Source organism: Archangium violaceum, from assembly GCF_016859125.1.
In the GTDB taxonomy this organism is placed as follows: Bacteria; Myxococcota; Myxococcia; order Myxococcales; family Myxococcaceae; genus Archangium; species Archangium violaceum_A.
Map to the genome: position 1 here is coordinate 8,422,270 of NZ_CP069338.1, position 26,710 is coordinate 8,448,979.

The window sequence follows — 26,710 nt, forward strand, 5'->3', positions numbered from 1 at the left end:
GTTACGTTCCGCGACCTCCGTCACCGCTCATAAGGGTCCGTGAACATTCTGGTCGTGGATGATGATGTCGAGCTGTGCACGCTGCTCTCTCGGTTCCTCGAGAAGCACGGGTACACCGTCTATTCCGCGGCCGATGCCTTGCAGGCCCTGGACATCCTCGAGCGGCACGACGTGGGCCTGGTCATCAGCGACTACCGGATGCCCCACATGGACGGCATCCAGTTCACCGAGATGCTCAAGGCAGATCCGCGTCACCAGGGCACCTCCGTCATCCTCATGACGGGCAACGCCGACGGCAACGTGCACGACAAGGGCCTGCGCAAGGGCGTGGCCATGACGCTCGAGAAGCCCCTGGATTTCAATCAGCTTCTCAACCTCGTGCGCTTCGCCGAGTAGCCCACCCGGCAGCCGGGCCGTCCTTTCCCCCACACGCGCTGTGTTCCGTGTTGACAACCCGGAGCCGGCTCTTATTTTGGCGCTCGCCTGGGTCGAGTGCCAACCCCAGTACTCCGGCCCCCGTAGTACATTCTTCAATCTTTTCAGGAGGTTGCGATGGCAGCGAAGGAGATCTTCTTCCACCAGTCGGCCCGTGACGCCATTCTGCGCGGCGTGCGGATCCTCGCGGACGCGGTGGCGGTGACGCTCGGTCCCAAGGGCCGCAACGTGGTCATCGAGAAGTCGTTCGGCTCGCCCACGGTGACCAAGGACGGTGTGACGGTCGCCAAGGAGATCGATCTCGAGAACCGGTTCGAGAACATGGGCGCCCAGATGGTGAAGGAAGTGGCGTCCAAGACCTCGGACAAGGCGGGTGACGGCACCACGACCGCCACCGTGCTGGCCCGCGCCATCTATGAGGAGGGCCTGAAGCTGGTGGCCGCCGGCCACAGCCCGATGGATCTCAAGCGCGGCATCGACAAGGCCGTGGAGACGGTGGTCGAGGAGCTCAAGAAGCTGTCCAAGCCCACCGCCGACAAGAAGGCCATTGCCCAGGTGGGCACCATCTCCGCCAACGGCGACGAGACGATCGGCAACATCATCGCCGACGCCATGGAGAAGGTGGGCAAGGAGGGCGTCATCACGGTGGAGGAGGCCAAGGGCCTCGAGACGACGCTGGACGTGGTCGAGGGCATGCAGTTCGACCGCGGCTACGTGTCGCCGTACTTCGTCACCAACCGCGAGCGCATGGAGGTCGTGCTCGACGACGCCTACATCCTCATCAGCGAGAAGAAGGTCTCGTCGATGCAGGACATGATCCCCATCCTCGAGCAGGTGGCGCGCGCCAGCAAGCCGCTGCTGATCATCGCCGAGGACATCGAGGGCGAGGCCCTGGCCACCCTGGTGGTGAACAAGATCCGCGGCGTGCTGAACGTGGCGGCGGTGAAGGCGCCGGGCTTCGGTGATCGCCGCAAGGAGCTGCTCAAGGACATCGCCACGCTGACGGGCGGCATGGTGGTGAGCGAGGAGCTGGGCCACAAGTACGAGTCCCTCACGCTCAACGACCTGGGCCGCGCCAAGCGCATCACCATCGACAAGGACAACACCACGATCGTCGACGGCGCGGGCAAGCGGCCGGACATCGAGGGCCGCATCAAGCTCATCCGCTCGCAGATCGAGACCACCACCAGCGACTACGACCGCGAGAAGCTCCAGGAGCGGCTGGCGAAGCTGGCGGGCGGCGTGGCCGTCATCCACGTGGGCGCCGCGACCGAGACCGAGATGAAGGAGAAGAAGGCTCGCGTCGAGGACGCGCTGCACGCCACCCGCGCGGCCGTCGAGGAGGGCATCGTCCCTGGCGGCGGCGTGGCCTACCTGCGCTGCCTGGCGGCGCTGGAGAAGCTGAAGCTGGGCGGTGAGCAGGACTTCGGCGTGGAGATCATCCGCAAGGCCCTGCAGGAGCCGCTGCGGAAGATCGCCTCCAACGCGGGTCTCGAGGGCGCCGTCATCATCAACAAGGTCCGCGAGGGCCAGGGCGCGTTCGGCTACAACGCCCGCACCGACGTGTTCGAGGACCTGGAGAAGGCCGGCGTCATCGACCCGACGAAGGTGGAGCGCACCGCGCTGCAGAACGCGGCCTCCGTCGCCTCGCTGCTGCTGACCACCGAGGCGATGGTCGCCGAGCGCCCGAAGAAGAAGGCCAAGGCCGGTGCGGCTGGCGGCGCCCCGGACTACGGCGGCGACGACCTGGAGTACTGAGACTCCGCCCCGTAGAGGGCTGACGTCGCACGGCGGCCCCGGGTGTCTCCCTCAGCGGAAGGTGCTCGGGGCCGTGGTGTTTCAGGGTGAGGGGGCCTGCTCCAGGATGCGGGACAGTTCGTGGCTGAGCTCGCGGGCTTCCATTTCTCGCGGCAGACAGCCGGACGCGCCGGCGCGCAGGGCCTCCAGCATCGTCTCCTGGGAGAGGTATTCGGCGAGCACCACGAAGGGCGCTCCCTGGCCCAGCTTCCGCGCCAGCTCCAACGCCTGGCGTCCGTAGGCGGGGCTGAAGTCCCAGCTCACCACCACGGCCGCGGGTGGTTCCGCGGCGGGCTCTCCGGGTGCGGTGGTCAGCACCCGTGCTTCCAGCCCCAATCGGGAGAGGGCCTCGGTGAGCTGCCTCGCGGAGGCGGGGCTGTCATCGAGCACGTCCACGCGGCGGCTGCCGGGGCGCAGGCCTCTCCGGGTGGGGGTGGCTCCGGCGAGGGCCTCGCGCAGCTTCGCGCGCACCTCGCGGATGTCGTCGAAGGGTTTGAGCAGGTAGTCGAGCAGCCCCAGCTCCAGCGCCTGCTGCGCCGTCACCAGCGAGGGGTAGCCCGTCATCAGGATGACGCGTGAGCCAGGGTCGAGCTGGCGGGCCCGCTGCGCCAGCTCCAGGCCCGAGAGGCCCGGCAGGTTCTTGTCCGTGACGAGCAGGTCCACCGGCCCTCGCTTCAGGTGCGCGAGCGCCTCCTCGGCGTTGGCGGCCTCGAGCACCTCGCACTCCCTGCCCATCAAGTCCTTGAAGACGCTGCGGATGATGTCCTCGTCATCCACCACCAACATGCGGCGGCGCGAGGTGGCCGGAGCGGTGGGGGCGGGAGTCGAGGCGCGGACCGGAGGCGCAGAGGGAAGGGAGCCCGGGGCGGGGAAGAGGACGCGGAAGACGGTGGTGGGCGGCGGTTGATCCGGCAGCACCGAGGGCGGGACGAGCTCCAACCGCGCATGGTGCTCCTGCGCGATGCGCTTGCACACCGCGAGCCCCAGGCCGGTGCCGCGCTTGCTGCCCGTCACGTACGGCTCGAAGAGATGGCCGCGCACGGCCTCGGGGACTCCCGGACCCCAGTCCGCCACGTACATCACCGGCGACGTGCCCTCGCGCGTCAGCACCACCTTCACCCGGCCTGGCCCCGACACCGCGTCGCGCGCGTTGTTGAGGAGGTTGAGGGTGAGCTGCTCCAGCAGCCGGCCATTGCCCTGGATGCGGAAGTCCTCGGGCGCCTCCACCTGGAGCGTGACGCGGGAGGAGTCCGGGTTGAGTCCGAAGGAGCGCGCCGCCGCCTGCACGTGCGTCACCAACGACACGGGTTGTTGCGGCGCGGGGCGCTCGCTGGCCAGCCGGGTGAAGTCGGAGATGATCTGCTCCATCCGCTCCACCTGGGCCAGCATCTGCCTCAGCGGGCCGCGCATGCCGATCTCCTCGGAGAGGAGCTGGGTATAGGCCTTCACGCCCAACAGCGGCTGGCGCAACTCGTGGAGGACCTCGGCGGCGAGTTGGGTGGAGCCCGAGCTGGTGCGCTGCAGCTCCGCGGCGGCTGCCTTCGCCGCGGGCAGATCACCCGCCTCCAGGGCCTGCAGCAGGTGCGCGAGCGGGGCCGGGATGTCCATGGGTCATCAGCATGGCCGACGCACCCGCCCGGCCGCAACGCGAGGCACCGGATTCCGTTGACCATCTCCCCCCGGCGCACGGATGCTCCCGGCTTCCTGACGGTCCGCTCATACTGGCCGTGTGTCCCCGGAGAGCCTCCATGCCGCAAACCAACCCGTTCCATTCGATGGTTCCCAGGAAGTTGACGGACTCGGAGCTGGCCCGCGCCATCCGGCTGGACATGGAGTCGGAGCTGGACGCCATCAACCTCTACGCCGCTCACATCGACGCCACGGACAACGAGGAGGCCAAGGCCATCCTCCACCACATCATGGACGAGGAGCGCGAGCACGCCGCGCTCTTCTGGCAGCTCATCGCCCGCCTGGATCCCGCGCAGGCCGAGCACGTCAAGGTCATGTCGCGGAAGTACCAGCTGATCGTCTCCGGCGCCTCGCACGAGGCCGTGGAGGCGGTGGGCGAGGGCGAGGAGGGTACCGCGTCGACCGAGCCCGGTCTGGCGAAGCGGCTGACCGTGGGCTCGCTGCGTCGCTAGCCCGGCTCAGCTCCCGGTGGGCTGGCTGTGGCGAGCCGGGGGCGTGGCCTCCAGGTCCTTGGCCGCCACGTAGACGACGTTGCGGGTGCCCTTCTTGCCCCGGTACATGGCCCGGTCGGCCAGATCCAACAGCGTGGCCTTGTCCAATGCGTGCTCGGGAAAGCTGGCCACGCCGATGCAGGTGGAGAGCGACAACGAGTGCCCCTCGCGCGCGAGGAAGCGGTGGTTCTCCACGGTGCGCCGGATGCGCTCGGCCACCTTCAGCGCGCCCCCCGAGTCGGTGCCGCGCAGCAGCACCACGTACTCATCCCCTCCGTAACGCACCGCCACGTCGCGATCGCGCACGCAGCCCTTGAGGACGCGCGCCATCTCCACCAGCAACTGCGAGCCCACCAGGTGCCCGTGGGTGTCGTTGATGGACTTGAAGTAGTCCAGGTCCAGGAAGAGGAGGCTGAAGACGCCGTGGGCCTGCTGGGCGTTCTTCACCTCCCGGTCCAGCACCAGGTGCAGGTAGCGGGTGTTGAAGAGGTGGGTGAGGTCGTCCAGGTAGGCCAGGTCCTCCACCTCGGCGATGCGGCCCAGGTTGCGCAGGGCGAGCGCCAGGCAGCGGGCGAGGAAGCTCGTGGCCTCGGCGATGCCCTCGGGCGGCGAGCCGGGGTAGAGGAGCAGGGCGTACCCGAGCAGATCCTCCCCCTCCACCGCGGGGACGAGCAGGGCGAGCGGATGGATGCCCGGCAGGCCCTCCAGCACCCGCAGCTCCCGGGACTCCCCGAGGCGCGGCGCGAGGAAGGCGATGAGGGCGGCCTCCTGCTCCGGGTTGTTCAGCTGCTGCGTGCCCAGCAGCCGTGACCGGCCGCTGCCATCGGCTTGGAACAGCATCACCGCGCTGGCCGAGCTCATGGCGAGGAAGGCGGCGCAAGCGGTCTCCGCCAGCCGGATGCGATCCAACGTGGTGGAGATCCGCTGTCCCGTCTCCAACAAGGAGACGTACCGGCGCAGCGCGGCGTTCTCCTGCAGCAACGCGCGCGTGGCGAGTGCCCGGTTCACGGCGTGCTGGAGCACCTCGGGGGCCACGGGCTTGACGAGGTACTCGGCGGCTCCGCTCTTGATGGCACGCACCGCGGGATCCACCTTGTCCACGCCGGTGATGACGATCACTTCGATGCCCGGATAGTGCGCCTTCGTGTGCTGCAGCACCTCCATCCCGTCCCCCTGGGCGAGGATGAGGTCCGTCACCACGACGTCGTAGCGGCCGAAGGCCAGCGCCTCCTTGACCTCCGGGATGGTGGCCACGGCGGTGACCTCGTGACCCACGCCGCGCAGGTAGTCCCCGTACAGGGTCCTGGCCATCTTTTCGTCATCGACGAGGAGCAGGCGCGCCATCGCGAAGGGCTTAGCACCAAGGCCCCGGGGCTGCTAGCCTGCCACCGTGCCTCCCTACGAAAGCGGACGCCGGCTCTGTCTCCTGATGGAAGCGGGTGACACGCGCTTCTCCGTCGAGGCCACCTCCGTCATGGAGGTCGCCGCGCCGGGACCCGATGAGACCAGCCTGCGTGGAGTGCAGGAAGTGGTGGACCTGTCCGTGCTGCTCGGGGGTGAACCGGAGCAGGGGCCCGGCATGGTCGTGGTGTTCGACGTGAGCCCCTCCCTCGCGGTACGCGTCCGCTCGATCGTCGAGGTGGTGGACGTGGCCCCGGCTCCCCACTTCCTGCTGCCGTCGGGGTTGGGGGACACGTTGGCCGCGCTCAGCCGCAGCGCGGTGCTCCACAAGGAGCGGCTCTACCTGGAGCTCAACCCCGACTCGCTGCCGCACGAGCCTGGCCCCGTGAGCCCTCCACCGGAGCGCCCCGTGCATCGGCTCGAGTCGACTCCTGAACGCTCGCTCGTCTTCGAGTCGCAGGGGCGGTTGTTCGGTCTCCCGCTTCCCCTCATCTCCCAGGTGGTGATGCGGGGGCCCGCCTTCAGCGCGCTGCCGGGGCGCAGTGGAGCGGTCGCCGGTGTCATGCCCCATGATCAGACGCTCTGGCCCCTCTACTCGGCTCCGGCCCTGCTGGGGGCCGCTCCCGCCACCGCCGAGTCCTTCCTCGTCCTCGCCGAGGTGGAGGGGCGGCGCCTAGGGCTGAGTGCCTGCCGGGTGCTGGGGGTCCATCCGCGCTTCGTGCCCGCCGGGGAGCCGGGGGAGTTCACCGCACCCGGCGTGTCGGCCCCCGTGCTCTTTCTGGACCTCCGGCGCATGTTTTCTTGAGCTTCCGCTTGTTTTCTTGAAGGCCCGGGTGTCGAACCGTAAGCTGCCCGGCCTGACAGTGGGACTTCGCGTCCCCTTTTCTCACCGAATTCTAGGGGGTTGGATCCCCCGAGGCCCGAACCGATGCCCAAGAATCTGCTGGTCGCCGATGACTCGCTCACCATCCGCAAGGTGATCGGGATGATCTTCGCGACCGAGGACTTTCAGGTCACCGCGGTCGACAACGGGCTGGACGCCATTACCCGGTCGCGAGAGCTGCGTCCGGACGTGGTGCTCGCGGACGTGATGATGCCGGGCAAGAACGGCTACGAGGTCTGCGAGGCGCTCAAGAACGATCCGGCCACGCAGAACATCCCCGTGCTGTTGCTGGCCGGCACCTTCGAGGCCTTCGACGAGGCCCGTGCGCGCGCGGCCAGGGCGGACGACCACATCACCAAGCCCTTCGAGAGTCAGGTCCTCCTGGACAAGGTGAAGACGCTGGTGGGGCAGAAGTCCAACACGATGCCCGCTTCCGCCGCCACGCAGGTGATCGCCGGTTCCGCCGCGACCGCCGCCCCCGCCCAGCCGCGTCCTCCCGCCGCGGGTCCCACCGGTCCGGGGGGCATGCCGCGGCCTCCGGGGCCGGGTATTCCGCCAGGGCCGGGCGCTCCGGGCATGGCGCGTCCGGGTGTTCCCCCCGGGCCGGGGATGCCTCCGGGGGCGGGTCCTCGTCCGGGTATGCCGCCGGGGCCGGGGGGTGTTCCTCCGCCGGGTATGGCGCGTCCGGGTATGCCGCCGGGGCCGGGGGGTGTTCCTCCGCCGGGTATGGCGCGTCCGGGTATGCCGCCGGGGCCGGGGGGTGTTCCTCCGCCGGGCATGGCACGTCCGGGCATGCCTCCGGGGCCGGGTGGCGTTCCTCCGCCGGGCATGGCGCGTCCGGGTATGCCGCCGGGGCCGGGTGGCGTTCCTCCGCCGGGCATGGCGCGTCCGGGCATGCCTCCGGGACCGGGTGGCGTTCCTCCGCCGGGCATGGCGCGTCCAGGCATGCCCCCGGGGCCGGGCGCTGCTCCCGTGGGCGGGGGTCTGCCTCGTCCGCCGGGTGCCACGCCCCTTCCCGGAGCGATGCCCGCCGCTCGCGGCAAGGATCCCTTCGGACTCGGTGCGGCACCCGCTGCCCACCAGCCCGCTCCCGTCGAGGAGCCGGTGTCCGAGGTGGGAGGGCTGGAAGATCTGTCGCTCGATGAGCCCGCGGCGCCGACCCCGGCTCCCGCCGTGGAGGCCCGGCACGCTCCCGCCGCAGATGGTGGCGAGGCGCAGCTGCGCGAGGCTCTTTCGAAGGCTTCTCGCGAGGTCATCGAGAAGATCGCCTGGGAGGTCGTTCCCCAGCTGGCCGAGACGATCATCCGCGAGGAGCTGGAGCGGTTGATCAAGGATCGCGAGACGAAACACTGAGCTCGATTCGTCGTAACTGGCTTCTACACCCCGACCGGCCCCCGTCGGGCCGGTCCTTCCACCGGCCCGCGTGGGCCGGTTCTCGTTTTCCATGAGCGATACGACCGAACTTCCGAAGGCCTATGACCCCACGGAGGTCGAGGCCCGTTGGTATGCCTGCTGGATGGAGCGGAACTACTTCCGCGCCGAGGCCACCTCCGACAAGCCGTCCTTCTGCATCGTGCTGCCTCCGCCCAACGTGACGGGCAGCCTGCACCTGGGACACGCGCTCACGGCGACCATCCAGGACATCCTCATCCGGTGGAAGCGCATGAGCGGCTTCAACGCGCTGTGGGTGCCGGGGACGGATCACGCCGGCATCGCCACGCAGATGGTGGTGGAGCGCGAGCTCAAGGAGAAGGAGAAGAAGAGCCGTCACGACCTGGGCCGCGAGAAGTTCCTCGAGCGCGTCTGGGAGTGGAAGAACAAGTACGGCCAGCGCATCAACGAGCAGCAGAAGGTGCTCGGCGCCAGCCTGGACTGGAGCCGTGAGCGCTTCACCATGGATCCGGGCGTCTCGGCCGCCGTGCGCGAGGTCTTCGTGCGGCTGCACGAGGAGGGCCTCATCTACCGGGCCCAGAAGCTCATCAACTGGTGCCCCTCGTGCCACACCGCGCTCAGCGACCTGGAGGTCGAGCACGAGGAGAAGCAGGGCTCGCTCTGGCACCTCCAGTACCCGGTGAAGGGCAGTGACCGGAAGCTCACCGTCGCCACCACCCGTCCGGAGACGATGCTCGGTGATACCGCCGTGGCCATCCACCCCGAGGACGAGCGCTACCTGGGGCTCGCCGGCCAGAGCGTGGTGCTGCCGCTCACCGGCCGGGAGATCCCGATCATCGCCGACGCCCAGCTGGTGGATCCGGCCTTCGGGACCGGCGTGGTGAAGGTGACGCCGGCCCACGACTTCAATGACTACCAGACGGGTCTGCGGCACCAGCTGCCGATGATCAACGTCCTGGACGAGTCCGCGCGCATCAACCAGGAGGGTGGGGCGTACGCGGGCCTGGACCGGTTCGCCGCTCGCAAGAAGGTCCTCGAGGACCTCACGGCGCAGGGCCTGCTGGAGAAGGAGGAGCCGCACAAGCTGTCCGTCGGCGGCTGCCAGCGCTGCGGCACCGTGGTGGAGCCTCGCCTGTCTCCGCAGTGGTTCGTGAAGATCGAGCCCCTGGCGAAGCCCGCCATCGAGGCGGTGGAGCAGGGCCGCACGAAGATCATCCCGGAGTCGTGGACCCACACGTACTTCCACTGGATGCGCAACATCCACGACTGGACCATCAGCCGCCAGCTGTGGTGGGGCCACCAGATCCCCGCCTGGTACTGCGTGGACTGCAGCCCGCGCCTGGAGGCGACGGGTGGCATCGACTTCTCGCGCGCCGAGCCCCTCGTCTCGCGCACGGCCCCGGAGAAGTGCCCCAGGTGCGAGGGCTCGCGCCTCGAGCAGGATCCGGACGTGCTCGACACGTGGTTCTCCTCGGGACTGTGGCCCTTCAGCACCCTGGGCTGGCCCGAGCAGACGCCCGAGCTGAAGACCTTCTACCCGAACTCCGTCATGGAGACGGGCCACGACATCCTCTTCTTCTGGGTCGCCCGGATGATGATGTTCGGCCTGCACTTCATGAAGGACGTGCCCTTCCGCACCGTGTACCTGCACGCGATGGTGCGCGACGAGAAGGGCGAGAAGATGTCCAAGACGAAGGGGAACGTGATCGATCCCCTCGACATCATCCAGGGCGCCCCGCCGGAGCAGCTCGCCAAGAACCTGCGCAACAAGTTCCCCCAGGGCATGCCCGCCCACGGCGCGGACGCGCTGCGCTTCACCCTCGCGTCGCTCACCCAGCAGGGCCGTGACATCAAGCTCTCGCTGGACCGCGTGGCCGGCTACAAGGCCTTCGCCAACAAGCTGTGGAACGCCAGCCGCTTCGCCCTGATGAACATGGGCGACTTCAAGCTGGACGAGCGCCCCATCAAGGAGCGTGAGCTCACCCTGGCGGACCGGTGGATCCTCTCGCGGCTGCAGCGCGCCACCGTGGAGGCCCATCAGGCGCTGGAGGCCTACAACTTCGGCGAGGCCGCCTCCACGCTCTACCAGTTCCTCTGGGCCGAGTTCTGCGACTGGTACATCGAGCTCTCCAAGGGCGCGCTCTACGGCGAGGACGCCCGGGCCAAGGACAACACCCGCGCGGTGCTCGTCTTCTGCCTGGACCGCATCCTGCGGTTGCTCCACCCGTTCATGCCGTTCATCACCGAGGAGATCTGGCAGAAGCTGCCCATGTCGCGGGTGGCCGACTCCATCATGATCTCCCCGTATCCCAAGCCGGACGCGTCGCTCGAGGACGCCGCCGCCGAGGCGGAGATGGGCCCGGTCATCGCGGCCATCGAGGGGCTGCGCAACATCCGCGGCGAGAGCAACCTGCCGCCCTCGGCCCGTATCACCGCGTACGTGCAGAGTCCGGACGAGCGCACCCGCGAGCTGCTCGAGCGGTGGCGCGGTTACCTGATGCCGCTGGCCGGACTGGGCGAGCTGCGCATCGGGGCTCCGGGTCCCAAGCCGGCGCAGTCCGCGGCCTTCGTGGGTCCGCAGATGGAGGTCTTCGTGCCGCTCGCGGGCCTCATCGACGTGGACGCCGAGCGCGAGCGCCTGCGCAAGGAGATCACCCGCTCCGAGCAGGAACTGGGCGGCATCAAGCGCAAGCTGGACAACCCCAACTTCGTCGCCAAGGCGCCTCCGGACGTGGTGGAGAAGGACCGCGCCCGCGTCGAGGAGTTGGATGCGCGCATCTCCAAGCTGAAGGACAGCCTGTCCCGGCTCGAGCCAGAGGCGGCCACTCCCGCCAGCGAGCAGGAGACGCCGGCCCGTGTGGACGAGGCGCCCGCGCCCACCCCTGAGCCCAGGGCCGAGAAGGCGGACGCCGAGGCCGAGGTCGTCAAGGCCGAATCGGGTGCCGTCGAAGGCGAGGTCGTCAAGGCCGAGGCGGAAGCCGTCGAGAGCGAGGCGAGCGAGCCCGAGGCGGAGGCTGTCGAGAGCGAGGCGAGCGAGCCCGAGGCGGAGGCGGAGGCTTTCGAGAGCGAGACGAGCGAGCCCGAGGCGGAGGCGGAGGCTGTCGAGAGCGAGGCGAGCGAGCCCGAGGTGGAGGCGGAGGCTGTCGAGAGCGAGGCGAGCGAGCCCGAGGTGGAGGCGGAGGCTGTCGAGAGCGAGGCGCGCGAGCCCGAGGCGGAGGCCGTCGAGAACAAGGAGAGCGAGCCCGAGGTGGCGACTGTCGAGAGCGAGGAACCATCCGAGGCGGAGGCCGTCGAGAGCGAGGAGGAGCAGGCTCCCGCGAAGCCCGAGCGCAAGGGCGGCATCGCCAAGGGCGCGGTGAAGACCAAGGCTGCGCCCGAGGCCAAGGTCACGCCCATCAAGACTCCGGCGGAGAAGAAGGCTCCGGCGAAGAAGGCGGCCACGGTGAAGAAGGCTGCTCCCGCCAGCAAGGCTCCGGCGAAGAAGGCCGCAGCGAAGAAGGCTCCGGCGAAGAAGGCCGCTCCCGCCAGCAAGGCTCCGGCGAAGAAGGCCGCCGCGGCGAAGAAGGCTCCGGCAAAAAAGACTCCGGCGAAGAAGGCCGCCGCGGCGAAGAAGGCGCCAGTGAAGAAGGCCGCGGCGAAGAAGGTCACGGCCAAGAAGGCCGCGGCCAAGGCCAAGGTGCCTGCCCGGGGCTCGGCCAAGACGAAGGTGAAGCCGGCGGTTCGCAAGGCCCCCGCCCGGAAGAAGTCGGCGGCTTCCCGTGTAGCCAAGACCCGGCGCTGACCTCAATCGGAGACGCGACTCGCATGGACGCCTTCCTGGACCGCCTCATCTCGCTCGCCCTCGAGGAAGACCTCGGGGCGGCGGGTGACATCACCACCGACGCCCTCATCCCCGTGGATGCACAGGGCACCGCCGAGCTGATCGCCAAGGAGCGGCTCGTGATCGCGGGCCTGGACGCCTTCGCTCGCGTCTTCGAGCGCGTGGATCCCTCCTCCAAGGTCGAGCTCCTCACGCGCGACGGACAGGAGGTGCAATCCAAGGCGTTGGTGGCCCGGGTGCGTGGCAGCATGCGCGGTCTCCTCACGGCCGAGCGCACCGCCCTCAACATCGTCCAGCGCACCTCGGGCATGGCCACCATGGCCCAGCAGGTCATGGCCGCGGTGCGCGGCACGAAGCTGCGGATCCTCGATACGCGGAAGACCTCTCCCGGCATGCGCTCGCTGTCCAAGCTGGCCGTGAAGGCCGGTGGCGCCTTCAACCACCGCTTCGGTCTCTTCGATGGCGTCCTCATCAAGGACAACCACATCGCGGCCGTGGGCGGCTCCGTCCGCGAGGCGCTCCGCCGGGCCCGCACCAACGCGCCCCAGTTGGTGAAGATCGAGATCGAGGTCACCAACCTGGACCAGCTCGCCGCCGCGCTCGAGGAGGGCGCGGACGTGGTGATGCTCGACAACATGGACGACGAGCAGATCCGCCGCGCGGTGGAGCTGACCGGTGGCCGCATTCCCCTCGAGGTCTCCGGCGGCATCACCCTGGAGCGTCTGCCTCGCCTGGCGAAGCTCGGTGTGGACTTCGTGTCCATGGGCGCGCTCACCCACTCGGCGCGCGCCATGGACCTATCCCTGGAGATCGTCCAGGCGCATTAGCCCGGCCGCTCAGCGGCCGGCGCCGAGAGCCTCGTAGCGGGGCTCTCCCTCGGCGGACGAGGGAAGGCCCATCTCCAGCGCCGCCGCCACGGTGGGCGCCACGTCCGTGGTGCTGATCTCCCGCATGTACGTGCCCGGCCTCACCCCCTTGCCCGCAAGGATGAGGGGCACCAGCTGATCGTACGCATACGGGGTGCCGTGGTTGGTGCCGACGGACTCGGTGCTGATGACGTGGAAGGGTTTCACCACGAAGAGCACGTCGCCACTGCGCCCCGGGAAGTAGCCGCGCCGCAGCGGCGCCACCAGCCCCGCCACGTCCGGCATCGTGTAGAGGTCATCGCTCGCCACCGCCAGGGTGACGGCGGGCTGCTTCGCCAGCCAGGTCGCCGCGGCCCTCCGTACCGCCGCTCCGTCCACCTTGCCGCCCTCCAGCGTCTTGCCACCCAGGTACACGTCCAGCTCCTCGATGGTGGCGGTGATGTCCCCGCCGAACTGCGCGCGCAGCGCCTCGGTCAGCCGCTTGGAGAGCGCGGCGGGATTCACGCGCTCGGCGGCCACTCCCGAGGCGGCCCACTGCTCGGGCACCGCCGCGCCGCCATGGTCCGCCGTGAGCACCACGAGGAGGTTGGCCCGTCCTCCCGCGGCGCGCTCGGCCAGGGCCACCAGGTCGCCCACCGCCTTGTCCAGCCGGTACAACGTGTCCTGCATCTCCCACGAGTTGGGGCCGTACTGGTGGAAGACGCGATCGGTGGCGCTGAAGCTCACCGCGAGCAGGTCCGGCACCTCGTCCTTGCCCAGGTTCTCGCCCTCGATGGCGGCCCGGGCGGCCTTCACCATCAGGTCCAGGGACAGGGGGGAGATGGCGAAGGCGGAGTACGACAGGGGGCCGGGGGCGGTGAGGCCGCCCGTGAGCGGATGGGGGAAGGTGCGGCCCAGCCCGTAGAACTCGCCCTCGTAGCTCCGGTCATCCTCTCCCATGTACCCGGTCCGTGGCAGCAGCGGCTCCCACGTCTTGCTGAACCAGGCATCGGGCGGGTTGGCGGCGTTGAAGGTCTTCAACCAGCCGGGTAGCTCCTTCGTGTACCAGGTCCCCGTGACGAACTTCCCCACCGTCTCGTCGTACCAGTAGGCCTGGCCGAGTCTGCCGGCCAGTGGAATGGCCGAGCGCGCCTTGCCCGAGAGGGCGATGGCCTTGCCCTGCTCCTGCGTGGCGAGCCGGAGCTTGTCCGCCACCGTCTCCGCCAGGAGGTTGGCGGGGCTCACGTCCTCCTGGGAGAGCGGCGCCTCCAGCACCGGGTGCGAGGGATCCGGGAAGACGCGCTCCGGCTTGCCCGTGGCCCGGTTGATGATCCGGTTGTCCACGATGCCGTGGCGCCAGGGATTTGCCCCGGTGGCCAACGTGGCGTGGCCGGGCGCGGTGCGCGGCTTGGCGTAGTCATAGCGAGCGTACGGGTAGAAGGCCCCCGAGTCGGTCAGCTGCCGCAGCCCTCCCTTGAGGCGTGGCCGGGTGCGCAGCAGGAGATCCGAGCCCAGCGCGTCCACGGTGATGAAGAGCGTCAGCCGGGGCGGCTTCGCCAGCGCGGGCAGGGTGATGAGCAGCAGCAGGAAGGGGAGGGCGCGGAAGCGGAACATGGCCTCGATCCTCCATGCCTCGTGCTCAGAAGCAACCAACTCCCGAGCGTCACGCTTTCCGGTCGAACACTGCCCTGTTACGGTCGCCGCGACTCATGGTCGAGGCACGCGTTCGAGTGATCTACGGCGATACGGACCAGATGGGGGTCGTGTATCACGCCAATTATTTCCGCTACTTCGAGTTGGCACGTGGCGAGTACTTCCGCGCGCGTGGCGGCAGCTATCGCGAGCTGGAGCGCGACGGGCTGATGCTGCCCGTGGTGGAGGCCACCGCCTCCTACAAGTCGCCTGCCCGCTACGAGGACGTGCTGGTCGTGCGCACCCTCGTCAGCGAGGTGAAGAGGGTGTCACTGACCTTCACCTACGAGATCTTCCGTGAGGGGAGCCCGGACATCCCCTTGTGCACGGGGCGCACCGTCCATGCCTGTGTGAGCCGCGAAGGCAAGCCCACCCGTCTGCCGGAAGCCATCGTGCGCATGTTGCAGGAAGCGCCCTGAGTTCCCACTTCTTCCCAGCGTTTCAAGGAGACACCCACAATGGATCGCAACCTGGCAATGGAGGCCGTGCGCGTCACCGAGATGGCGGCCATCGCCTCCGCCCGTCTGATGGGCCGCGGCAACAAGAACGAGTCGGATCAGGTCGCCGTGGACGCCATGCGCAAGGCCTTCGACGCCCTGCAGATCAACGGCACGGTGGTCATCGGAGAGGGCGAGCGCGACGAGGCCCCCATGCTCTACATCGGCGAGAAGGTGGGCCGGCGCAATCCGGAGGATCCGGAAGTGGACATCGCGTTGGATCCGCTCGAGGGCACCAACCTGTGCGCCTACGGCCGGCCGGGTGGCATCTCCGTGGTGGCCATGGCCAGCAAGGGCAATCTGCTCAACGCGCCGGACACCTATATGGAGAAGATCGCCGTGGGCCCGCGCGCCAAGGGCGCCATCGACCTGCGCCGCAGCCCCACCGAGAACCTCCACGCCATCGCGGAGAAGATGCGGGTCTACGTGTCGGACCTCACGGTGGTCATCCTCGACCGTGAGCGGCACGCGGACCTCATCAAGGAGGTGCGAGCCGCGGGCGCGCGCATCCGCCTCATCGAGGACGGGGACGTGGCCGGCGGCATCGCCACCTGCTTCGAGGACACCGGCGTGGACGTGCTGATGGGCATCGGCGGCGCTCCCGAGGGCGTCATCACCGCCGCGGCCATCCGCTCGGTGGGCGGTGACATGCAGGGCCGGCTCGTGCCCCGCAACAACGATGAGATCGCTCGCGCCAGGCGCATGGGCATCTCCGACATCTCGAAGATCTACTCGGCCGAGGAGCTGGCCGGCGGCGAGGTGATGTTCGCCGCCACCGGCGTCACCACGGGCGACTTCCTGCGCGGTGTGCGCTTCTTCGGCAGTGGTTGCGAGACACACTCGGTGGTGATGCGTAGCAAGACCGGCACGGTGCGCTTCGTTCAATCCCGGCACCGGTTCGACCAGAAACCGGGTTACAACTTCTAGGCAACCCCGATTGCGGAGGTACGAACCATGGCTGGCGCCACTCGCTCCATCGTCATCAACGCTCCCCCGGAGAAGGTCTTCGACGTCATCGTCGACTATGATCACTACGCGGAATTCATCCCCGAGGTGAAGAAGCTCCGGACCTCGGACCGCAAGGGCAACGAGGTCAAGCTCCACTACGAAGTCAACATCGTGAAGACGATCCACTACACCCTCCTCGCCAAGGAGGAGCGGCCCAAGCGGATGTCCTGGACCTTCGTCGAGGGCGAGGTGATGAAGGACAACCAGGGCAGCTGGGTGCTCGAGCCCGAGGGCGAGGGTCGCACCAAGGCCACCTACACGGTGGACATGGCCCTGGGGCCCCTGGTGCCCAAGGCCATCATCAACGGGCTGGTGGAGCAGTCGCTGCCGAAGATGCTGGAGGCCTTCAAGCGCCGGGCCGAGGGCGCCTAGTCCGCCATCTGGCAAGTACCCCCCGGTACGACCGGGGGGCAGGCGGGAGGCCGGGCCAGGGCCTGACGGTCCCGTGACATTGGATGTGCTCAGGACTCCTACGAGTTGGAGCGCTTGCGGGGATCGCTGGCTCGATTACAATCGAGTCAACGTTCTCGGCGTCCAGTGGTTCAAGGCCACTTCGACTACCAGACATTTCCGCCAGGTCTGGTCGTCGGGTGGTAGACGGGCAGGCATACGAGGTTGCAGGCACGTACTCAGAAAGGAACCAGGGCCCTTACTTTGCATCTGAAGAACTCAGAAGCCGATAGGGTGGCAGGAAACCAGGAGCGGGATGGCGGGCGTACACATCCGGGTACGTAGGCTGAGGGAGAAATCGAACCCATGCTCGACGCCTTCATCATCGAGGAAATCAAGCGCCGGGAGAGGAACCGGGAGGAGCGGGAGCGTCCCGTGCTCGAGATTCCGCTTCCGGTGCCCGAGGAGCGCCCCCGGCGCCGGTCGGAGGCCGAGGATGACGAGAAGCCCCAGCGCGGCGTCATCATCATCGACATGCTCGGCTGAGCGACCGCTCCGCTCCGTCTTCCGAGGCCCGCAGTGGACGTCCCTTCCCGGGGACGGTTCCACGCGGGCTTCGTGCTTCCTGGCACGGGTATAAGCCCGTCACTCCGGTGCTAGCAGCAGCAGGTTTCGAGGGTGGTAGAGGCTCCAGAGGGCTCCCGCGCTCGGGCCCGGGGACTCCAGCACCCCGTGCCGCCAGTCCGACGGGATGGCGTCCTCGCCATGGAATGCGCCCAGGAGCGCTCCCGCGACGGCCCCGTTCACGTCCGCGTCCCCGCCCCGGTTGACGACGTCCACCAGCCCGGCCTCGAAGCTGGGGGCGTGGAGCAATTCCCAATACGCCAGCCGGAAGGCCACCCGCACATGGTCCTGCTTCCGGAGCATGTGCAGCTCCGGCCAGTAGAGCATCGGATCATCCCGTTGCGCCGCGGCCAGGTCCTCCTTGAGGAAGGCGGTGGCGGTCGAGACCTCGTGGACGAATTCGGCCGCCGAGCGGCCCAGGGTCGCGCTGGCCACCGTGAGTCCACTCAGCGCGGCCGTGAGGAGATCCTCCTTGCGGAGCTGCTCGCCCGCGGTGAGGGCGTGTGCGATGGAGCCATTGAAGGCGGCGCACGCCAGCTGGCAGCGTGGGTCGAAGTGGGTGAGCGCGGAGTCGGCCAGCGAGGCCTGCACCCGGGCCTGGGTGTCCTCGTGGAAGAAGACGCCAATGGGCGCGGTGCGCGCGAGGCTGCCGTTGCCGGCCACGCGCCTCATGCCACGCAGCCAGACGCGGCGCCCGGCCGTCGCCTTGGGCAGGCCGGACTCGAGCATCTCGGTCAGCACCTCCTGGGTGGAATCGCTCATGCCCACGGCGTGGCCCTGCCAGGCGAGGTAGCGGCCCAGCATGTGGGTCGCGTCGTAGCTCCCCAGCTCGCGCAGGCCCACGCCCAGACAGCTCGCCATCTGCCCGCTCTCGCCCACCTGGCCCGGCCGGAGCTCGAAGGGGCCGCCGCCCTTGAGTTTGCGGTGGGGCCCCTCCACGAGCTGGGGGAAGGCGGGGGCGAAGAGGGCCCGTGTCTTCAAGGGGACACCGAGCGCATTGCCCACGGCGAGCCCCAGGAGCGCGCCCCGGCCACGCAGGTGGGGGGACAGATCGGGCTCGGGTGGGGGAGGGCGGCGGGGGGGCATGAGGTGAGCGGGGGGGCTTCGGTGGGTCGACAGTGTAGCAGTCCCACCAACGAGCAAGCTTGCGAGTGACGGGAGCGTCCTCTAGAACCGCGCGCCTATGACCGAGATCGCTCAAATCGTGGCGCGTGAAGTGCTCGACTCCCGTGGCAACCCGACCGTGGAGGCCGAGGTCTTTCTGGCGGGTGGGGCCAAGGGCCGTGCGGCGGTGCCGTCCGGAGCTTCCACCGGCGAGCACGAGGCGCTCGAGCTTCGTGACGATGACAAGAGCCGTTACCTGGGCAAGGGCGTGCGCAAGGCCGTCTCCAACATCATGGAGACGATCGCTCCCGAGCTCGTGGGCATGGACGCGGCGGACCAGTACGCCGTGGACATGCAGATGATCGAGATGGATGGCACGCCCACCAAGAGCAAGCTGGGCGCCAACTCCATCCTCGCGGTGTCCATGGCCACGGCGCGCGCGGCGGCGGATGCCTTCGGCATTCCCTTCTACCGCTATGTGGGCGGTGCCCAGGCGCGCACCCTGCCGGTGCCGCTGATGAACATCCTCAACGGCGGCGCCCACGCCGACACCCGCGTGGACGTGCAGGAGTTCATGGTGGTGCCCGCGGGCGCGTCCTCGTTCTCCGAGGGGCTGCGCTGGGGCGCGGAGATCTTCCACGCGCTGAAGAAGATCCTCAAGGGCCGCAAGCTGGCCACCGGCGTGGGCGACGAGGGCGGCTATGCCCCGGACCTGCCGGCCAACGAGGAGGCCCTCAAGCTCATCATGGAGGCCATCTCCGCGGCGGGCTTCAAGGCGGGCGAGCAGATCTTCCTCGCGCTGGACGTGGCCGCCAGCGAGTTCTTCGACAAGGGCACGAAGAAGTACCGCCTCAAGGGCGAGGGCAAGGAGTTCGACGGGTCCGGCATGCTGGACTACTACCAGCAGCTCGTGTCGCGCTACCCCATCGTCTCCATCGAGGACGGCATGGCGGAGGACGACTGGGAGGGCTGGAAGGGCCTCACCGACGCGCTCGGGAACAAGATCCAGCTCGTGGGTGACGACCTCTTCGTCACCAACGTGGAGCGCCTGGGCCGCGGCATCCAGGGCGGCGTGGCCAACTCCATCCTGGTGAAGGTGAACCAGATCGGCAGCCTCACGGAGACGTTCGAGGCGGTGCGCATGGCCCACAAGGCCGGCTACACCTCGGTGATGAGCCACCGCTCGGGCGAGACCGAGGACACCACCATCGCGGACCTGGCCGTGGCGCTCGATTGCGGACAGATCAAGACGGGTTCGGCATCGCGCTCGGACCGCATCGCCAAGTACAACCAGCTGCTGCGCATCGAGCAGGAGCTGGGCGCCGGCGCCCGTTACGGCGGCATGAAGGCCCTCAAGGGTCTGCGGGCGAAGTAGACAACGAACGAAAGAGAGGGAGAAAGAGCCGTGGCCGACAAGAAACCCCGCATCCTGGTCTCCAACGACGACGGCTATTTCTCCGAGGGCTTGCGCGCCCTCGTGGACGCGGTGAGCCCGCTGGGGGAGGTGTGGGTGGTGGCGCCGGATCGCGAGCAGAGCGCGGCCTCGCACGCCATTTCCCTGCACCGCCCCCTGCGCCTCACCGAGGTGCGTGAGCGCTGGTTCGCCGTGGACGGTACCCCGGCGGACAGCGCTTATCTGGCGCTCAACCATCTCTTGAAGGATGATCGCCCGCAGCTCATGGTGTCCGGCATCAATCACGGGGCCAATCTGGCCGACGACGTCAACTACTCGGGCACGGTGGCCGCCGCCCGCGAGTCGGCGTTGCTGGGCATCCCGTCGATTGCCTTCAGCCTGGTGTCGCGCGCGCCGTTCGACTTCCAGCACGCGGCCCGGTTCGCCCGCTCGCTGGTGGCGGCGGCGCTCGCCCAGCCCCAATTGCCCCCGCGGATGCTGCTCAGCGTCAACGTCCCCCGCGGTGAGCCCGCGGGCTATGCCATCACCCGGCTGGGCCGGCACTCGTACGGCTACAACGTGGTGGAGAAGGAGGACCCGCGCGGTCGCAAGTACTACTGGATCGGCGGCAACGAGTATGAGCACGAGGACATCCCCGGGAGTGACTGCAACGTCGTGCACCTGGAGCGCCGCATCTCGGTGACGCCGCTCAACTTCGAGCGCACCGATACCCAGGCCATGACGGCGCTGATGAGCTGGAACCTCGAGGGCTTCCCACGTTTCGATGTGGGCAGGGGAGGCGACTGAGGTTGGCGGTGGCGGGTGTCATCCAGGCGCGGCCGGCGTTGTTCCTGCTGCTCGCGTTTCTCGGTGCCACCGGCTGCGCGGTGGGGCCGACGTCCGCTGCCACCCGTCCCTCCTCCCTGGAGCTCGTCTCCGAGCCGCCGCCCCCCGTCATCCTCGGGGAACTGCGCGAGCCCCACCCCGAGCCGGAGCTCGTCTCCGTCCGGCACAAGGTGGCTCCCGGCGAGACGATGTATCGGATCTCCCGGAACTACGGCATCAGCGTTCAGGAGCTGTCCGAGGCCAACGGCATCGATGATCCGCGCACCCTGGCCGTCGGCCAGGAGTTGATCATCCCCGGCATCGAGAGGCTGGTTCCGGTGGCCACCGAATCCTCTCCCACTCCGGCGCGGGACGTGAAGTCACCCCCGTCCAGGACTCCGGCCAGGGCTCCGGTCGTCGTCACGGCTCCGTCGCGCCAGGTGCCCCGGCCCGCTTCCCAGCGAGCGCCTGCGCGCCCCGAGCCGGAGACGAAGGGGATGTTGGATTGGCCTCTGCGGGGTGTGCTGTACGCCCGTTTCGGAAAGAAGGGACGCGAGCCTCACGACGGTATCGACCTCGCCGTGCCGGTGGGTACCCCGGTGAAGACCGCCCAGGAAGGGGTGGTGCTGTACGCGGGCGAGCAGCGCGGCTACGGCCTCATCGTCATCATCCGGCACTCGGACCGGCTCATCACGCTCTACGCGCACAACCGCGACCTGCGTGTGCGCACCGGCCAGAAGGTGCGGCGCGGGCAGGTCGTCGCCACCGTGGGCGAGTCCGGCAAGACGAGTGGTCCGCAGCTCCACTTCGAGGTCCGTGTCGACGGCAAGCCGGTGGACCCCCTCGACTATCTGGGTCCGCTGCCCTCCTCGTGAGGCCCTGGTGGGCCTCGGGGCCCGGTGGCAGACCGGGCGAGCAGGTGTGCCGCGCGTGGCCTCTCTCCCCGCTCCACGTTAGGCTGTCTGGTACTAGAGTGGCGGCCCCGTGAGCCGTCTCTCGCCGCTACTCCTCGCCCTTCTGCTCGTCCCGGCTGCCCGGGCGCAGTCGTCCTCCGCGGAACCGGAGACCGCGACGCCCTCGGAGGCGGCTCCCTCACAGGTTCTCGTCGTCACCTTCCTGCCCCTGGAGTCCAACGAAGAGGCCCGGGACCAGGCGCCGGGCGTGACGGCGCTCATGGTGAGCCGGCTCGCCGAGTCTCCCCAGCTCGCGGTGTCCACCACGTCGGATCAGGCGGCCGTGCGCGTCGCGGGAGACTGCGCGGAGGACCCCTGCGACGAAGCCACTCCGGGCACCCCTGGCTCCACCAGGGCGCGCTACATCATCACCGGCCGGCTCGATGGCTTCGGCTCGCGCTACGTGCTCACGAGCAGCGTCGTGGACGCGGAGAGTGGTCGAGCCCTGCGTCGGCCTCGCATCGAGGTGTCCGCCAGGGAGGCCCTGCCTCGTGCCGCCGTGTCGATCGCGGACCAGCTCCTCGCCACGCTCGTTCCGGATGAGGAGGGGCAGGAGGCCGGGGAATCTCCGGCCGTCGCGACGAAGGATCCCGGAGCGGGCTCGTTCCTCGTCGGCCTGCGGTTCAGCAACAGCGCCATCACCAGCCTCTCCACGTTCAACCCCGGCGGCGACGTGGAGCTCGGCTTCCAGTTCCATCCCGAGTGGGTCGTCTTCGGGCAGGTGGGTTTCTCCTACGTCACCTCCACGGAAGAGGGCCGCAAGGGCGGCCTCAGCATCCTGCCCAGCGTGTTCGGCCTGCGCCACTACCACAACGTCGAGCGTCCCTTCCGACCGTACTGGGGGCTGGGGCTCGGCGTGCAGCTGTCCTTCGGTGAGTTCGGCATCTTCCGGCAGACCGGCCCGCTCCCCACCGTCATCGGCTTCGTCGGCTTCGAGTACCTCATCATCGGCCACCTCGGGCTCCAGCTCGAGGCCTCCACCAACATCGCCCAGGCCATGCTCGGTCTCACCGACGGGGGCCTCGGCAGTGGTCTCAACCTCGACCTCAACGCCGGCATCGCCTGGCACTTCTGAGCCCGGAGTCTCCCGCACATGCACTCGCGCTGGCGTGTCCTGCCGCTGCTCGCCCTCCTCGCCGCTGGTTGCGAGGAGCGTCCTTCACAGCCTGGCCCCAAGGAGCAGGCCGAGGGCTACTACGTCAAGGGCACCTCCGATTACCTCCAGGGCCGGTTCGAGGAGGCCCTGACCTCCTTCAACACCATGAAGGAGCTCTCTCCGGATGATCCCCGCCTGCCCGCGGCCATCGGAGAGGTCTACCTGTCCATGGGCCGTCTCAACGAGGCCGCTGCCCAGTTCGAGCTCGCCCTCACGCGCGACTCCAAGCGCTCCACCAACTGGAGCCGGCTCGGCTTCATCCAGGCCCAGCTCGGCAAGCTCGACGAGGCCCGGAGCGCCCTGAACAAGGCCCTCGCCCTCCACCCCAAGGACTTCAACGCGCTCGAGCAACTCGCGGAGATTCACGTGAAGCGCGGCGAGAAGGATGCCGCGGTGAAGCACTTCGTCCTCGCCGCCGAGGCCAGCCCCGATGCCAGCAAGAGCCCCCTCGTGCTGCGCGCCGTCGAGGTGCTCACGGGAGAGGGGCGCCGCGCCGAGGCCCTCCTGCTCCTGGGAGATTGGGTGGGGAAGGGCGTGCGGACCCCCGAGCTGCTCACCGCGCTCGGCGACGAGCAGGTGCGCGACGGCCAGCTCCTTCCCGCCGCCGCGTCCTACCGTGAGGCCGCCAGCAAATCGCCCAGGGATCCCACGCTGTGGGAGCTCGTTGGGGAGATCTACACGAAGCTGGACAAGCCGCAGGAGGCGCTCGCGGCGTACCGCGAGTCCCTGCGCGTGAAGGACCGGGCCGTCGTCCACGTGGCCATGGCGCGCCTCCACCTGGGGCGCAACGAGCGTCAGGCCGCCGAGGAGCAACTGGGGCAGGCGCTCGAGTCCGTCTCCGGCTCCGACGTGCACGAGCTCACCGCGCTGGCCGAGCTGCTCTCCACGCTCGGGCGCAAGCCGGACGCCCTGCGCATCCTCTCCAACCTCAGCGCCGAGCCGGACCACGCGAAGGACCTGGAGCTACAACTGCGCACGGCGGCCCTCGCCCGGGAGCTCGAGGACGAGGCCATCGTGACCACCGTGTGCAACCGGATCGCCAGCAGCGGGGTGAAGCTCAAGAAGTGCCCTTGAGCTAGACCTTTCCGCCCGGCAGCTTGCGGTACACGCCCACCACCTGGCCCAGGATCATCGTCGAGCGGAAGTCCGCCTTGCTCACGTAGATGGGCTGCATGGTGGCGTTCGCCGGCTGGAAGCGGATGCGCTCCCCCTCGGGGTAGTAGCGCTTCACCGTGGCTTCGTCCTCGATGAGCGCCACCACGATGTCCCCGGCCTGGGCCTGCGGCGTCTTGCGCACGAAGAGGTAGTCCCCGTCGAAGATGCCGTCCTCGATCATCGAGTTGCCCTTCACCCGAAGTGCGAAGACCTCGCGCCCCTGGCCGCCCAGCAGGAAGCTGTCGATCCGGACGGAGTCCTCCACGTTCTCCTGGGCGAGCAGGGGAGCGCCCGCCGCCACCTTGCCGAGCAGGGGGACTTCTACCATCCCGGATTCCTTCTTCACCCCCAGGCCCAGCAGCAGCCGGGCCCGCTTGGTCGGTACCAGTGAACGGCTCTGCTGCTCGCCGCGGTTGAGGTACCCCTTGCGCTCGAGTGCCTTGAGGTGATCGTTCACCCCGTTGGTCGAGCGGATATCCATCTCCTCGCCAATCTCCCGGATGGTCGGCGGGAAGCCCCGTGACTCCGTCTCCTTGACGATGAAGGCCAGGATCTCACGCTGGCGTTCGGTCAGCTCTTCCATGCCTCGCTCCCTCGCTCGGTGGGCAGCCCACCGGCGCAACAGGCTTTCAGTACCGTCATGCTCCCTGAACATACGTATAGAGTCAATTCGTTCAAGGTTGAGCACGTACAATCCGTGTGGGTCCTCCGGTGCCCAACAGGGTCTGGGGTCCCCCTGCGTCTAGGCGTAGAATTCCCAACATCTTGTCCGAGCCTCGAAACACCCTTCTGTTGGTCGATGACGAGCCCGACGTCATCGATCTGCTCGTACGCATGTTCCAGAAGCGCTACCACGTGCTGTCGGCCAACTCCGGCCGCGAGGCACTGGGGCTTCTGAGGCAGCACTGCGTGGACGTGCTGATCACCGATCAGCGCATGCCGGAGATGACGGGCATCGAGTTGGTGGCGGCCGCGCGTGCCGAGGGCATCGACGTCACCGCGCTGCTCCTCACCGGCTACACGGATCCCGAGGACATCATCGCGGCCATCAACCGGGGCCAGGTGTACCGCTACATCACCAAGCCCTGGGACCTGAACGACCTCCTCATCACCGTGAAGAACGCGGTGGAGTACACCCAGCTGCGGCGGGACAAGGAGCGGCTGCTGCGCAAGCTCCACCAGCGGGTGGAGGCGCTCGGCGTCCTCTACGAGGTGAGCCGTGCCAGCGCGGGCGAGCCGCTCGGCTACGACGCCATCATCGACCGCGTCCTCACCGCGGTGTCGCGTGTGTTGCCCTATGACTGTGGCGCGGCCCTGATCGCGCTCGGCTGGGATCGCACCGCCACCCTGCGCCTGCGCTGCCAGGGCACCGTCGTCGGCGAGCAGTCGTTGTTGGGCGTGAAGGAGTCCATGCTGGCCGCGTGGGGACAGCGCTCGGGGCTGGTGCTGCCCGAGGATCGCGTCATCACCCACGTCGCCGGCACCACCTCCCAGGACGATGCCGCCCCGGCCGCCTGGGCCAGCCAGGTCACCGTGGCCCTCACCGCCGGGGGCCGCCCGGTGGGCCTGTTGTCGCTCTTCTCCCAGCGTCCCAACGTCTACTCCGAGGAGGATGGCGCGCTGCTCGACACGCTCGCCAACCAGACGGCGGACGCCATCCAGTCCCTGCGCGCTTCCGAGGAGGCCTCGCGCCAGCGCATCGACCGCATGGTCGAGTCCATGGCCGATGGTGTCATCCTCACCGACGAGAAGAACGAGATCGTCGTGCTCAACCCCGCCGCGCGCCGCATGTTGATGCTGGGGGAGGGCCCCACCACCCCGGACGCCAGCAAGCGGTTGCGGGAGAAGCTCGGGTTCGATCCCTTCGAGCTGGTGCGGGGCTGGGAGTACGGCGGCGCCCAGGTGCTGCGCGAGGAGCTCAAGCTCGACGAGCGCACCATCCACACCACCATCACCCCGGTGAACGACGCGCGCGGGGTGCTGCGCGGCGTGTGCGTGGTGCTGCGCGACGTCACCGAGCAGAAGCAGCTCGAGGAGCGCAAGGACGAGTTCGTCCACATGGTGAGCCACGAGCTGCGCACGCCGCTCACCTCCATCTCCGGCTCGCTGGATCTGGTGCTCAACTTCCTCTCCAGCGACATGAACGAGAAGCAGCGCCGGTACCTGATGTTGGCGCGCGACTCGACGGAGAAGCTCAACGCCATCGTGGATGACCTGCTGGACCTGGCGAAGTTCGCGAAGGGCCGGCTGCGGATGAACTTCGAGTGGGCCTACGTGGACGAGCAGGTGCGCCGCGCGGTGGAGAAGTACGGCCCCGCCTTCATGGATCGGCGCATCAAGGTGTCCGCCGGGCTGCCCCAGCACGGTCTGCGGGCGCTGGCGGATCCCAACCGGCTCACCCAGGTGCTCAACAACCTGCTCACCAACGCCACCAAGTTCACGCCCGAGGGCGGTGAGGTCCGGCTGGAGCTCAAGGCCACCTCGGCGGTGCCCGGCTTCGTGGCGCTCACGTGTTGGAACAGCGGCGAGCCCATCGCCGAGGAGAACCTGGAGCGCATCTTCGACCGCTTCGAGCAGGCGCGCACCAAGGCCAATCGCACCGTGCGCGGCACCGGGCTGGGTCTGGCCATCTGCCGCAACATCGTGGAGGCCCACGCCGGTCACATCTGGTGCGAGCCCTGTCACGATGGCGTGCGCTTCGTGGTGGTGCTCCCCGTGGAGCCGCCCGCCGAGTACCTGCGGCCGGACGGCCTGGACTTCACGCAGAAGCGCAGCCCCGAGCGGCGCGGATCGCTGGTGCTCGTCGAGGCCGAGCCGGACATCGGCTACATCACCAAGGCCCTGCTGCGTGCGCGCGGCTACGAGGTGCGTCTGGCCACCAGCGCCGAGGAGGGTCTCACCCTGGCGCGCGCCCACAGCCCGGACGCCCTGCTGGTGGACGCCCGGCTGCCCGTCATCGACGGCCTGCGCCTGGCGGAGATCCTCCGGCATGATCCGGAGACGCGTCAGGTGCCGCTGCTGCTCTTCTCCGCCTTCGACGAGCGCCAGCGCGCCTTCCGGGCCGGGGCGGATGCCTTCCTGTCCATGCCGCTGCAGGCCGACAGGCTGCTCGCCACAGTGGACTCGCTGGTGCGCGGGCGCGCCGGTCAGCACCACGGGC

At 68.9% G+C, this 26,710-nt stretch carries 21 protein-coding genes and 1 pseudogene; 17 read left to right on the plus strand and 5 right to left on the minus strand.

What is annotated here, in order from left to right:
- Positions 1-39: 39 nt before the first annotated feature.
- The gene (locus tag JQX13_RS36080; protein WP_043408217.1) at positions 40-396 is read left to right on the plus strand and encodes a response regulator; all 357 of its coding nucleotides are present in this window, start codon (positions 40-42) and stop codon (positions 394-396) included.
- Positions 397-552: 156 nt separating this feature from the next.
- The gene (groL, locus tag JQX13_RS36085; protein WP_203403974.1) at positions 553-2,193 is read left to right on the plus strand and encodes a chaperonin GroEL; all 1,641 of its coding nucleotides are present in this window, start codon (positions 553-555) and stop codon (positions 2,191-2,193) included.
- Positions 2,194-2,274: 81 nt separating this feature from the next.
- Here the strand turns inward: groL and sinK are convergent, their stop codons facing one another.
- Positions 2,275-3,840, minus strand: coding sequence for a hybrid histidine protein kinase/response regulator SinK (gene sinK / locus JQX13_RS36090; RefSeq protein WP_203403975.1), 1,566 nt, complete (start codon positions 3,838-3,840; stop codon positions 2,275-2,277).
- A gap of 140 nt (positions 3,841-3,980) precedes the next feature.
- On the opposite strand from sinK, the gene JQX13_RS36095 reads away from it, so the two are divergent.
- Complete coding sequence (locus tag JQX13_RS36095; RefSeq protein WP_203403976.1) at positions 3,981-4,373, plus strand: demethoxyubiquinone hydroxylase family protein; 393 nt, start codon at positions 3,981-3,983, stop codon at positions 4,371-4,373.
- Positions 4,374-4,379: 6 nt separating this feature from the next.
- Here the strand turns inward: JQX13_RS36095 and JQX13_RS36100 are convergent, their stop codons facing one another.
- Positions 4,380-5,756, minus strand: coding sequence for a GGDEF domain-containing response regulator (locus JQX13_RS36100; RefSeq protein WP_203403977.1), 1,377 nt, complete (start codon positions 5,754-5,756; stop codon positions 4,380-4,382).
- Between the two features lie 46 nt (positions 5,757-5,802).
- Here JQX13_RS36100 and JQX13_RS36105 point away from each other — a divergent pair, with 46 nt between their 5' ends.
- The 4 genes from JQX13_RS36105 (at position 5,803) to nadC (ending at position 12,735) form a co-directional block, all read left to right on the plus strand.
- Entirely contained in the window at positions 5,803-6,618 is an 816-nt protein-coding gene (locus tag JQX13_RS36105; RefSeq protein WP_203403978.1) for a chemotaxis protein CheW, read from the plus strand.
- Positions 6,619-6,741: 123 nt separating this feature from the next.
- Positions 6,742-8,049: a response regulator gene (locus JQX13_RS36110; protein ID WP_203403979.1), complete on the plus strand. Its 1,308-nt coding sequence runs from the start codon at positions 6,742-6,744 to the stop codon at positions 8,047-8,049.
- A 91-nt stretch (positions 8,050-8,140) separates the two neighbouring features.
- A complete protein-coding gene (locus JQX13_RS36115; RefSeq protein WP_203403980.1) occupies positions 8,141-11,869 on the plus strand; it encodes a valine--tRNA ligase in 3,729 nt (1,242 codons plus the stop codon).
- Between the two features lie 23 nt (positions 11,870-11,892).
- On the plus strand, positions 11,893-12,735 hold the full coding sequence (gene nadC / locus JQX13_RS36120) for a carboxylating nicotinate-nucleotide diphosphorylase (RefSeq protein ID WP_203403981.1): 843 nt from the start codon (positions 11,893-11,895) through the stop codon (positions 12,733-12,735).
- Positions 12,736-12,744: 9 nt separating this feature from the next.
- Here nadC and JQX13_RS36125 read toward each other — a convergent pair whose 3' ends face one another.
- Positions 12,745-14,367 (minus strand): alkaline phosphatase family protein, encoded by a 1,623-nt coding sequence (locus tag JQX13_RS36125; RefSeq protein WP_203403982.1) that lies wholly within the window; start codon positions 14,365-14,367, stop codon positions 12,745-12,747.
- 95 nt (positions 14,368-14,462) lie between these two features.
- Between JQX13_RS36125 and JQX13_RS36130 the strand changes: the two genes are divergently transcribed.
- The 4 genes from JQX13_RS36130 to JQX13_RS36145 all read left to right on the plus strand — a co-directional run bounded on the left by JQX13_RS36130 (position 14,463) and on the right by JQX13_RS36145 (position 16,886).
- Positions 14,463-14,864: an acyl-CoA thioesterase gene (locus tag JQX13_RS36130; RefSeq protein WP_203403983.1), complete on the plus strand. Its 402-nt coding sequence runs from the start codon at positions 14,463-14,465 to the stop codon at positions 14,862-14,864.
- 39 nt (positions 14,865-14,903) lie between these two features.
- Positions 14,904-15,869, plus strand: a complete 966-nt coding sequence (gene glpX / locus JQX13_RS36135) for a class II fructose-bisphosphatase (protein WP_203403984.1) — start codon at positions 14,904-14,906, stop codon at positions 15,867-15,869.
- A gap of 27 nt (positions 15,870-15,896) precedes the next feature.
- The gene (locus JQX13_RS36140; RefSeq protein ID WP_203403985.1) at positions 15,897-16,322 is read left to right on the plus strand and encodes a type II toxin-antitoxin system RatA family toxin; all 426 of its coding nucleotides are present in this window, start codon (positions 15,897-15,899) and stop codon (positions 16,320-16,322) included.
- A 384-nt stretch (positions 16,323-16,706) separates the two neighbouring features.
- Positions 16,707-16,886 carry a hypothetical protein gene (locus JQX13_RS36145; protein ID WP_203403986.1) on the plus strand — a complete coding sequence of 60 codons (180 nt, stop codon included), beginning with the start codon at positions 16,707-16,709 and terminating at the stop codon, positions 16,884-16,886.
- A gap of 99 nt (positions 16,887-16,985) precedes the next feature.
- On the opposite strand, the gene JQX13_RS36150 is transcribed toward JQX13_RS36145, so the two are convergent.
- Positions 16,986-18,050, minus strand: a complete 1,065-nt coding sequence (locus tag JQX13_RS36150) for an ADP-ribosylglycohydrolase family protein (protein WP_203403987.1) — start codon at positions 18,048-18,050, stop codon at positions 16,986-16,988.
- Between the two features lie 97 nt (positions 18,051-18,147).
- On the opposite strand from JQX13_RS36150, the gene eno reads away from it, so the two are divergent.
- From eno to JQX13_RS36175, 5 genes are all read left to right on the plus strand, one after another.
- Entirely contained in the window at positions 18,148-19,443 is a 1,296-nt protein-coding gene (eno, locus tag JQX13_RS36155) for a phosphopyruvate hydratase (RefSeq protein ID WP_203403988.1), read from the plus strand.
- A gap of 30 nt (positions 19,444-19,473) precedes the next feature.
- Complete coding sequence (gene surE, locus JQX13_RS36160) at positions 19,474-20,268, plus strand: 5'/3'-nucleotidase SurE (RefSeq protein WP_203403989.1); 795 nt, start codon at positions 19,474-19,476, stop codon at positions 20,266-20,268.
- A gap of 2 nt (positions 20,269-20,270) precedes the next feature.
- Positions 20,271-21,161, plus strand: coding sequence for a LysM peptidoglycan-binding domain-containing M23 family metallopeptidase (locus JQX13_RS36165; protein WP_430384112.1), 891 nt, complete (start codon positions 20,271-20,273; stop codon positions 21,159-21,161).
- A gap of 109 nt (positions 21,162-21,270) precedes the next feature.
- Positions 21,271-22,314, plus strand: a complete 1,044-nt coding sequence (locus JQX13_RS36170; RefSeq protein WP_203403990.1) for a hypothetical protein — start codon at positions 21,271-21,273, stop codon at positions 22,312-22,314.
- A gap of 18 nt (positions 22,315-22,332) precedes the next feature.
- Positions 22,333-23,469, plus strand: a complete 1,137-nt coding sequence (locus JQX13_RS36175) for a tetratricopeptide repeat protein (RefSeq protein ID WP_203403991.1) — start codon at positions 22,333-22,335, stop codon at positions 23,467-23,469.
- 1 nt (position 23,470) lies between these two features.
- Here the strand turns inward: JQX13_RS36175 and lexA are convergent, their stop codons facing one another.
- Positions 23,471-24,133 carry a transcriptional repressor LexA gene (gene lexA / locus JQX13_RS36180; protein WP_203403992.1) on the minus strand — a complete coding sequence of 221 codons (663 nt, stop codon included), beginning with the start codon at positions 24,131-24,133 and terminating at the stop codon, positions 23,471-23,473.
- Between the two features lie 251 nt (positions 24,134-24,384).
- Between lexA and JQX13_RS36185 the strand changes: the two are divergent.
- Positions 24,385-26,610 (plus strand): annotated as a pseudogene (locus tag JQX13_RS36185) (response regulator); the annotation flags it as partial.
- Positions 26,611-26,710 lie beyond the last annotated feature (100 nt).

Excerpts from the sequence above, each read along its gene's own strand:
- groL (WP_203403974.1), top strand. The coding sequence starts at position 553 with ATGGCAGCGAAGGAGATCTTCTTCCACCAGTCGGCCCGTGACGCCATT.
- sinK (WP_203403975.1), bottom strand. The coding sequence starts at position 3,840 with ATGGACATCCCGGCCCCGCTCGCGCACCTGCTGCAGGCCCTGGAGGCG.
- JQX13_RS36095 (WP_203403976.1), top strand. The coding sequence starts at position 3,981 with ATGCCGCAAACCAACCCGTTCCATTCGATGGTTCCCAGGAAGTTGACG.
- JQX13_RS36100 (WP_203403977.1), bottom strand. The coding sequence starts at position 5,756 with ATGGCGCGCCTGCTCCTCGTCGATGACGAAAAGATGGCCAGGACCCTG.
- JQX13_RS36110 (WP_203403979.1), top strand. The coding sequence starts at position 6,742 with ATGCCCAAGAATCTGCTGGTCGCCGATGACTCGCTCACCATCCGCAAG.
- JQX13_RS36115 (WP_203403980.1), top strand. The coding sequence starts at position 8,141 with ATGAGCGATACGACCGAACTTCCGAAGGCCTATGACCCCACGGAGGTC.
- nadC (WP_203403981.1), top strand. The coding sequence starts at position 11,893 with ATGGACGCCTTCCTGGACCGCCTCATCTCGCTCGCCCTCGAGGAAGAC.
- JQX13_RS36125 (WP_203403982.1), bottom strand. The coding sequence starts at position 14,367 with ATGTTCCGCTTCCGCGCCCTCCCCTTCCTGCTGCTGCTCATCACCCTG.
- JQX13_RS36130 (WP_203403983.1), top strand. The coding sequence starts at position 14,463 with ATGGTCGAGGCACGCGTTCGAGTGATCTACGGCGATACGGACCAGATG.
- glpX (WP_203403984.1), top strand. The coding sequence starts at position 14,904 with ATGGATCGCAACCTGGCAATGGAGGCCGTGCGCGTCACCGAGATGGCG.
- JQX13_RS36140 (WP_203403985.1), top strand. The coding sequence starts at position 15,897 with ATGGCTGGCGCCACTCGCTCCATCGTCATCAACGCTCCCCCGGAGAAG.
- JQX13_RS36145 (WP_203403986.1), top strand. The coding sequence starts at position 16,707 with ATGCTCGACGCCTTCATCATCGAGGAAATCAAGCGCCGGGAGAGGAAC.
- JQX13_RS36150 (WP_203403987.1), bottom strand. The coding sequence starts at position 18,050 with ATGCCCCCCCGCCGCCCTCCCCCACCCGAGCCCGATCTGTCCCCCCAC.
- eno (WP_203403988.1), top strand. The coding sequence starts at position 18,148 with ATGACCGAGATCGCTCAAATCGTGGCGCGTGAAGTGCTCGACTCCCGT.
- JQX13_RS36175 (WP_203403991.1), top strand. The coding sequence starts at position 22,333 with ATGCACTCGCGCTGGCGTGTCCTGCCGCTGCTCGCCCTCCTCGCCGCT.
- lexA (WP_203403992.1), bottom strand. The coding sequence starts at position 24,133 with ATGGAAGAGCTGACCGAACGCCAGCGTGAGATCCTGGCCTTCATCGTC.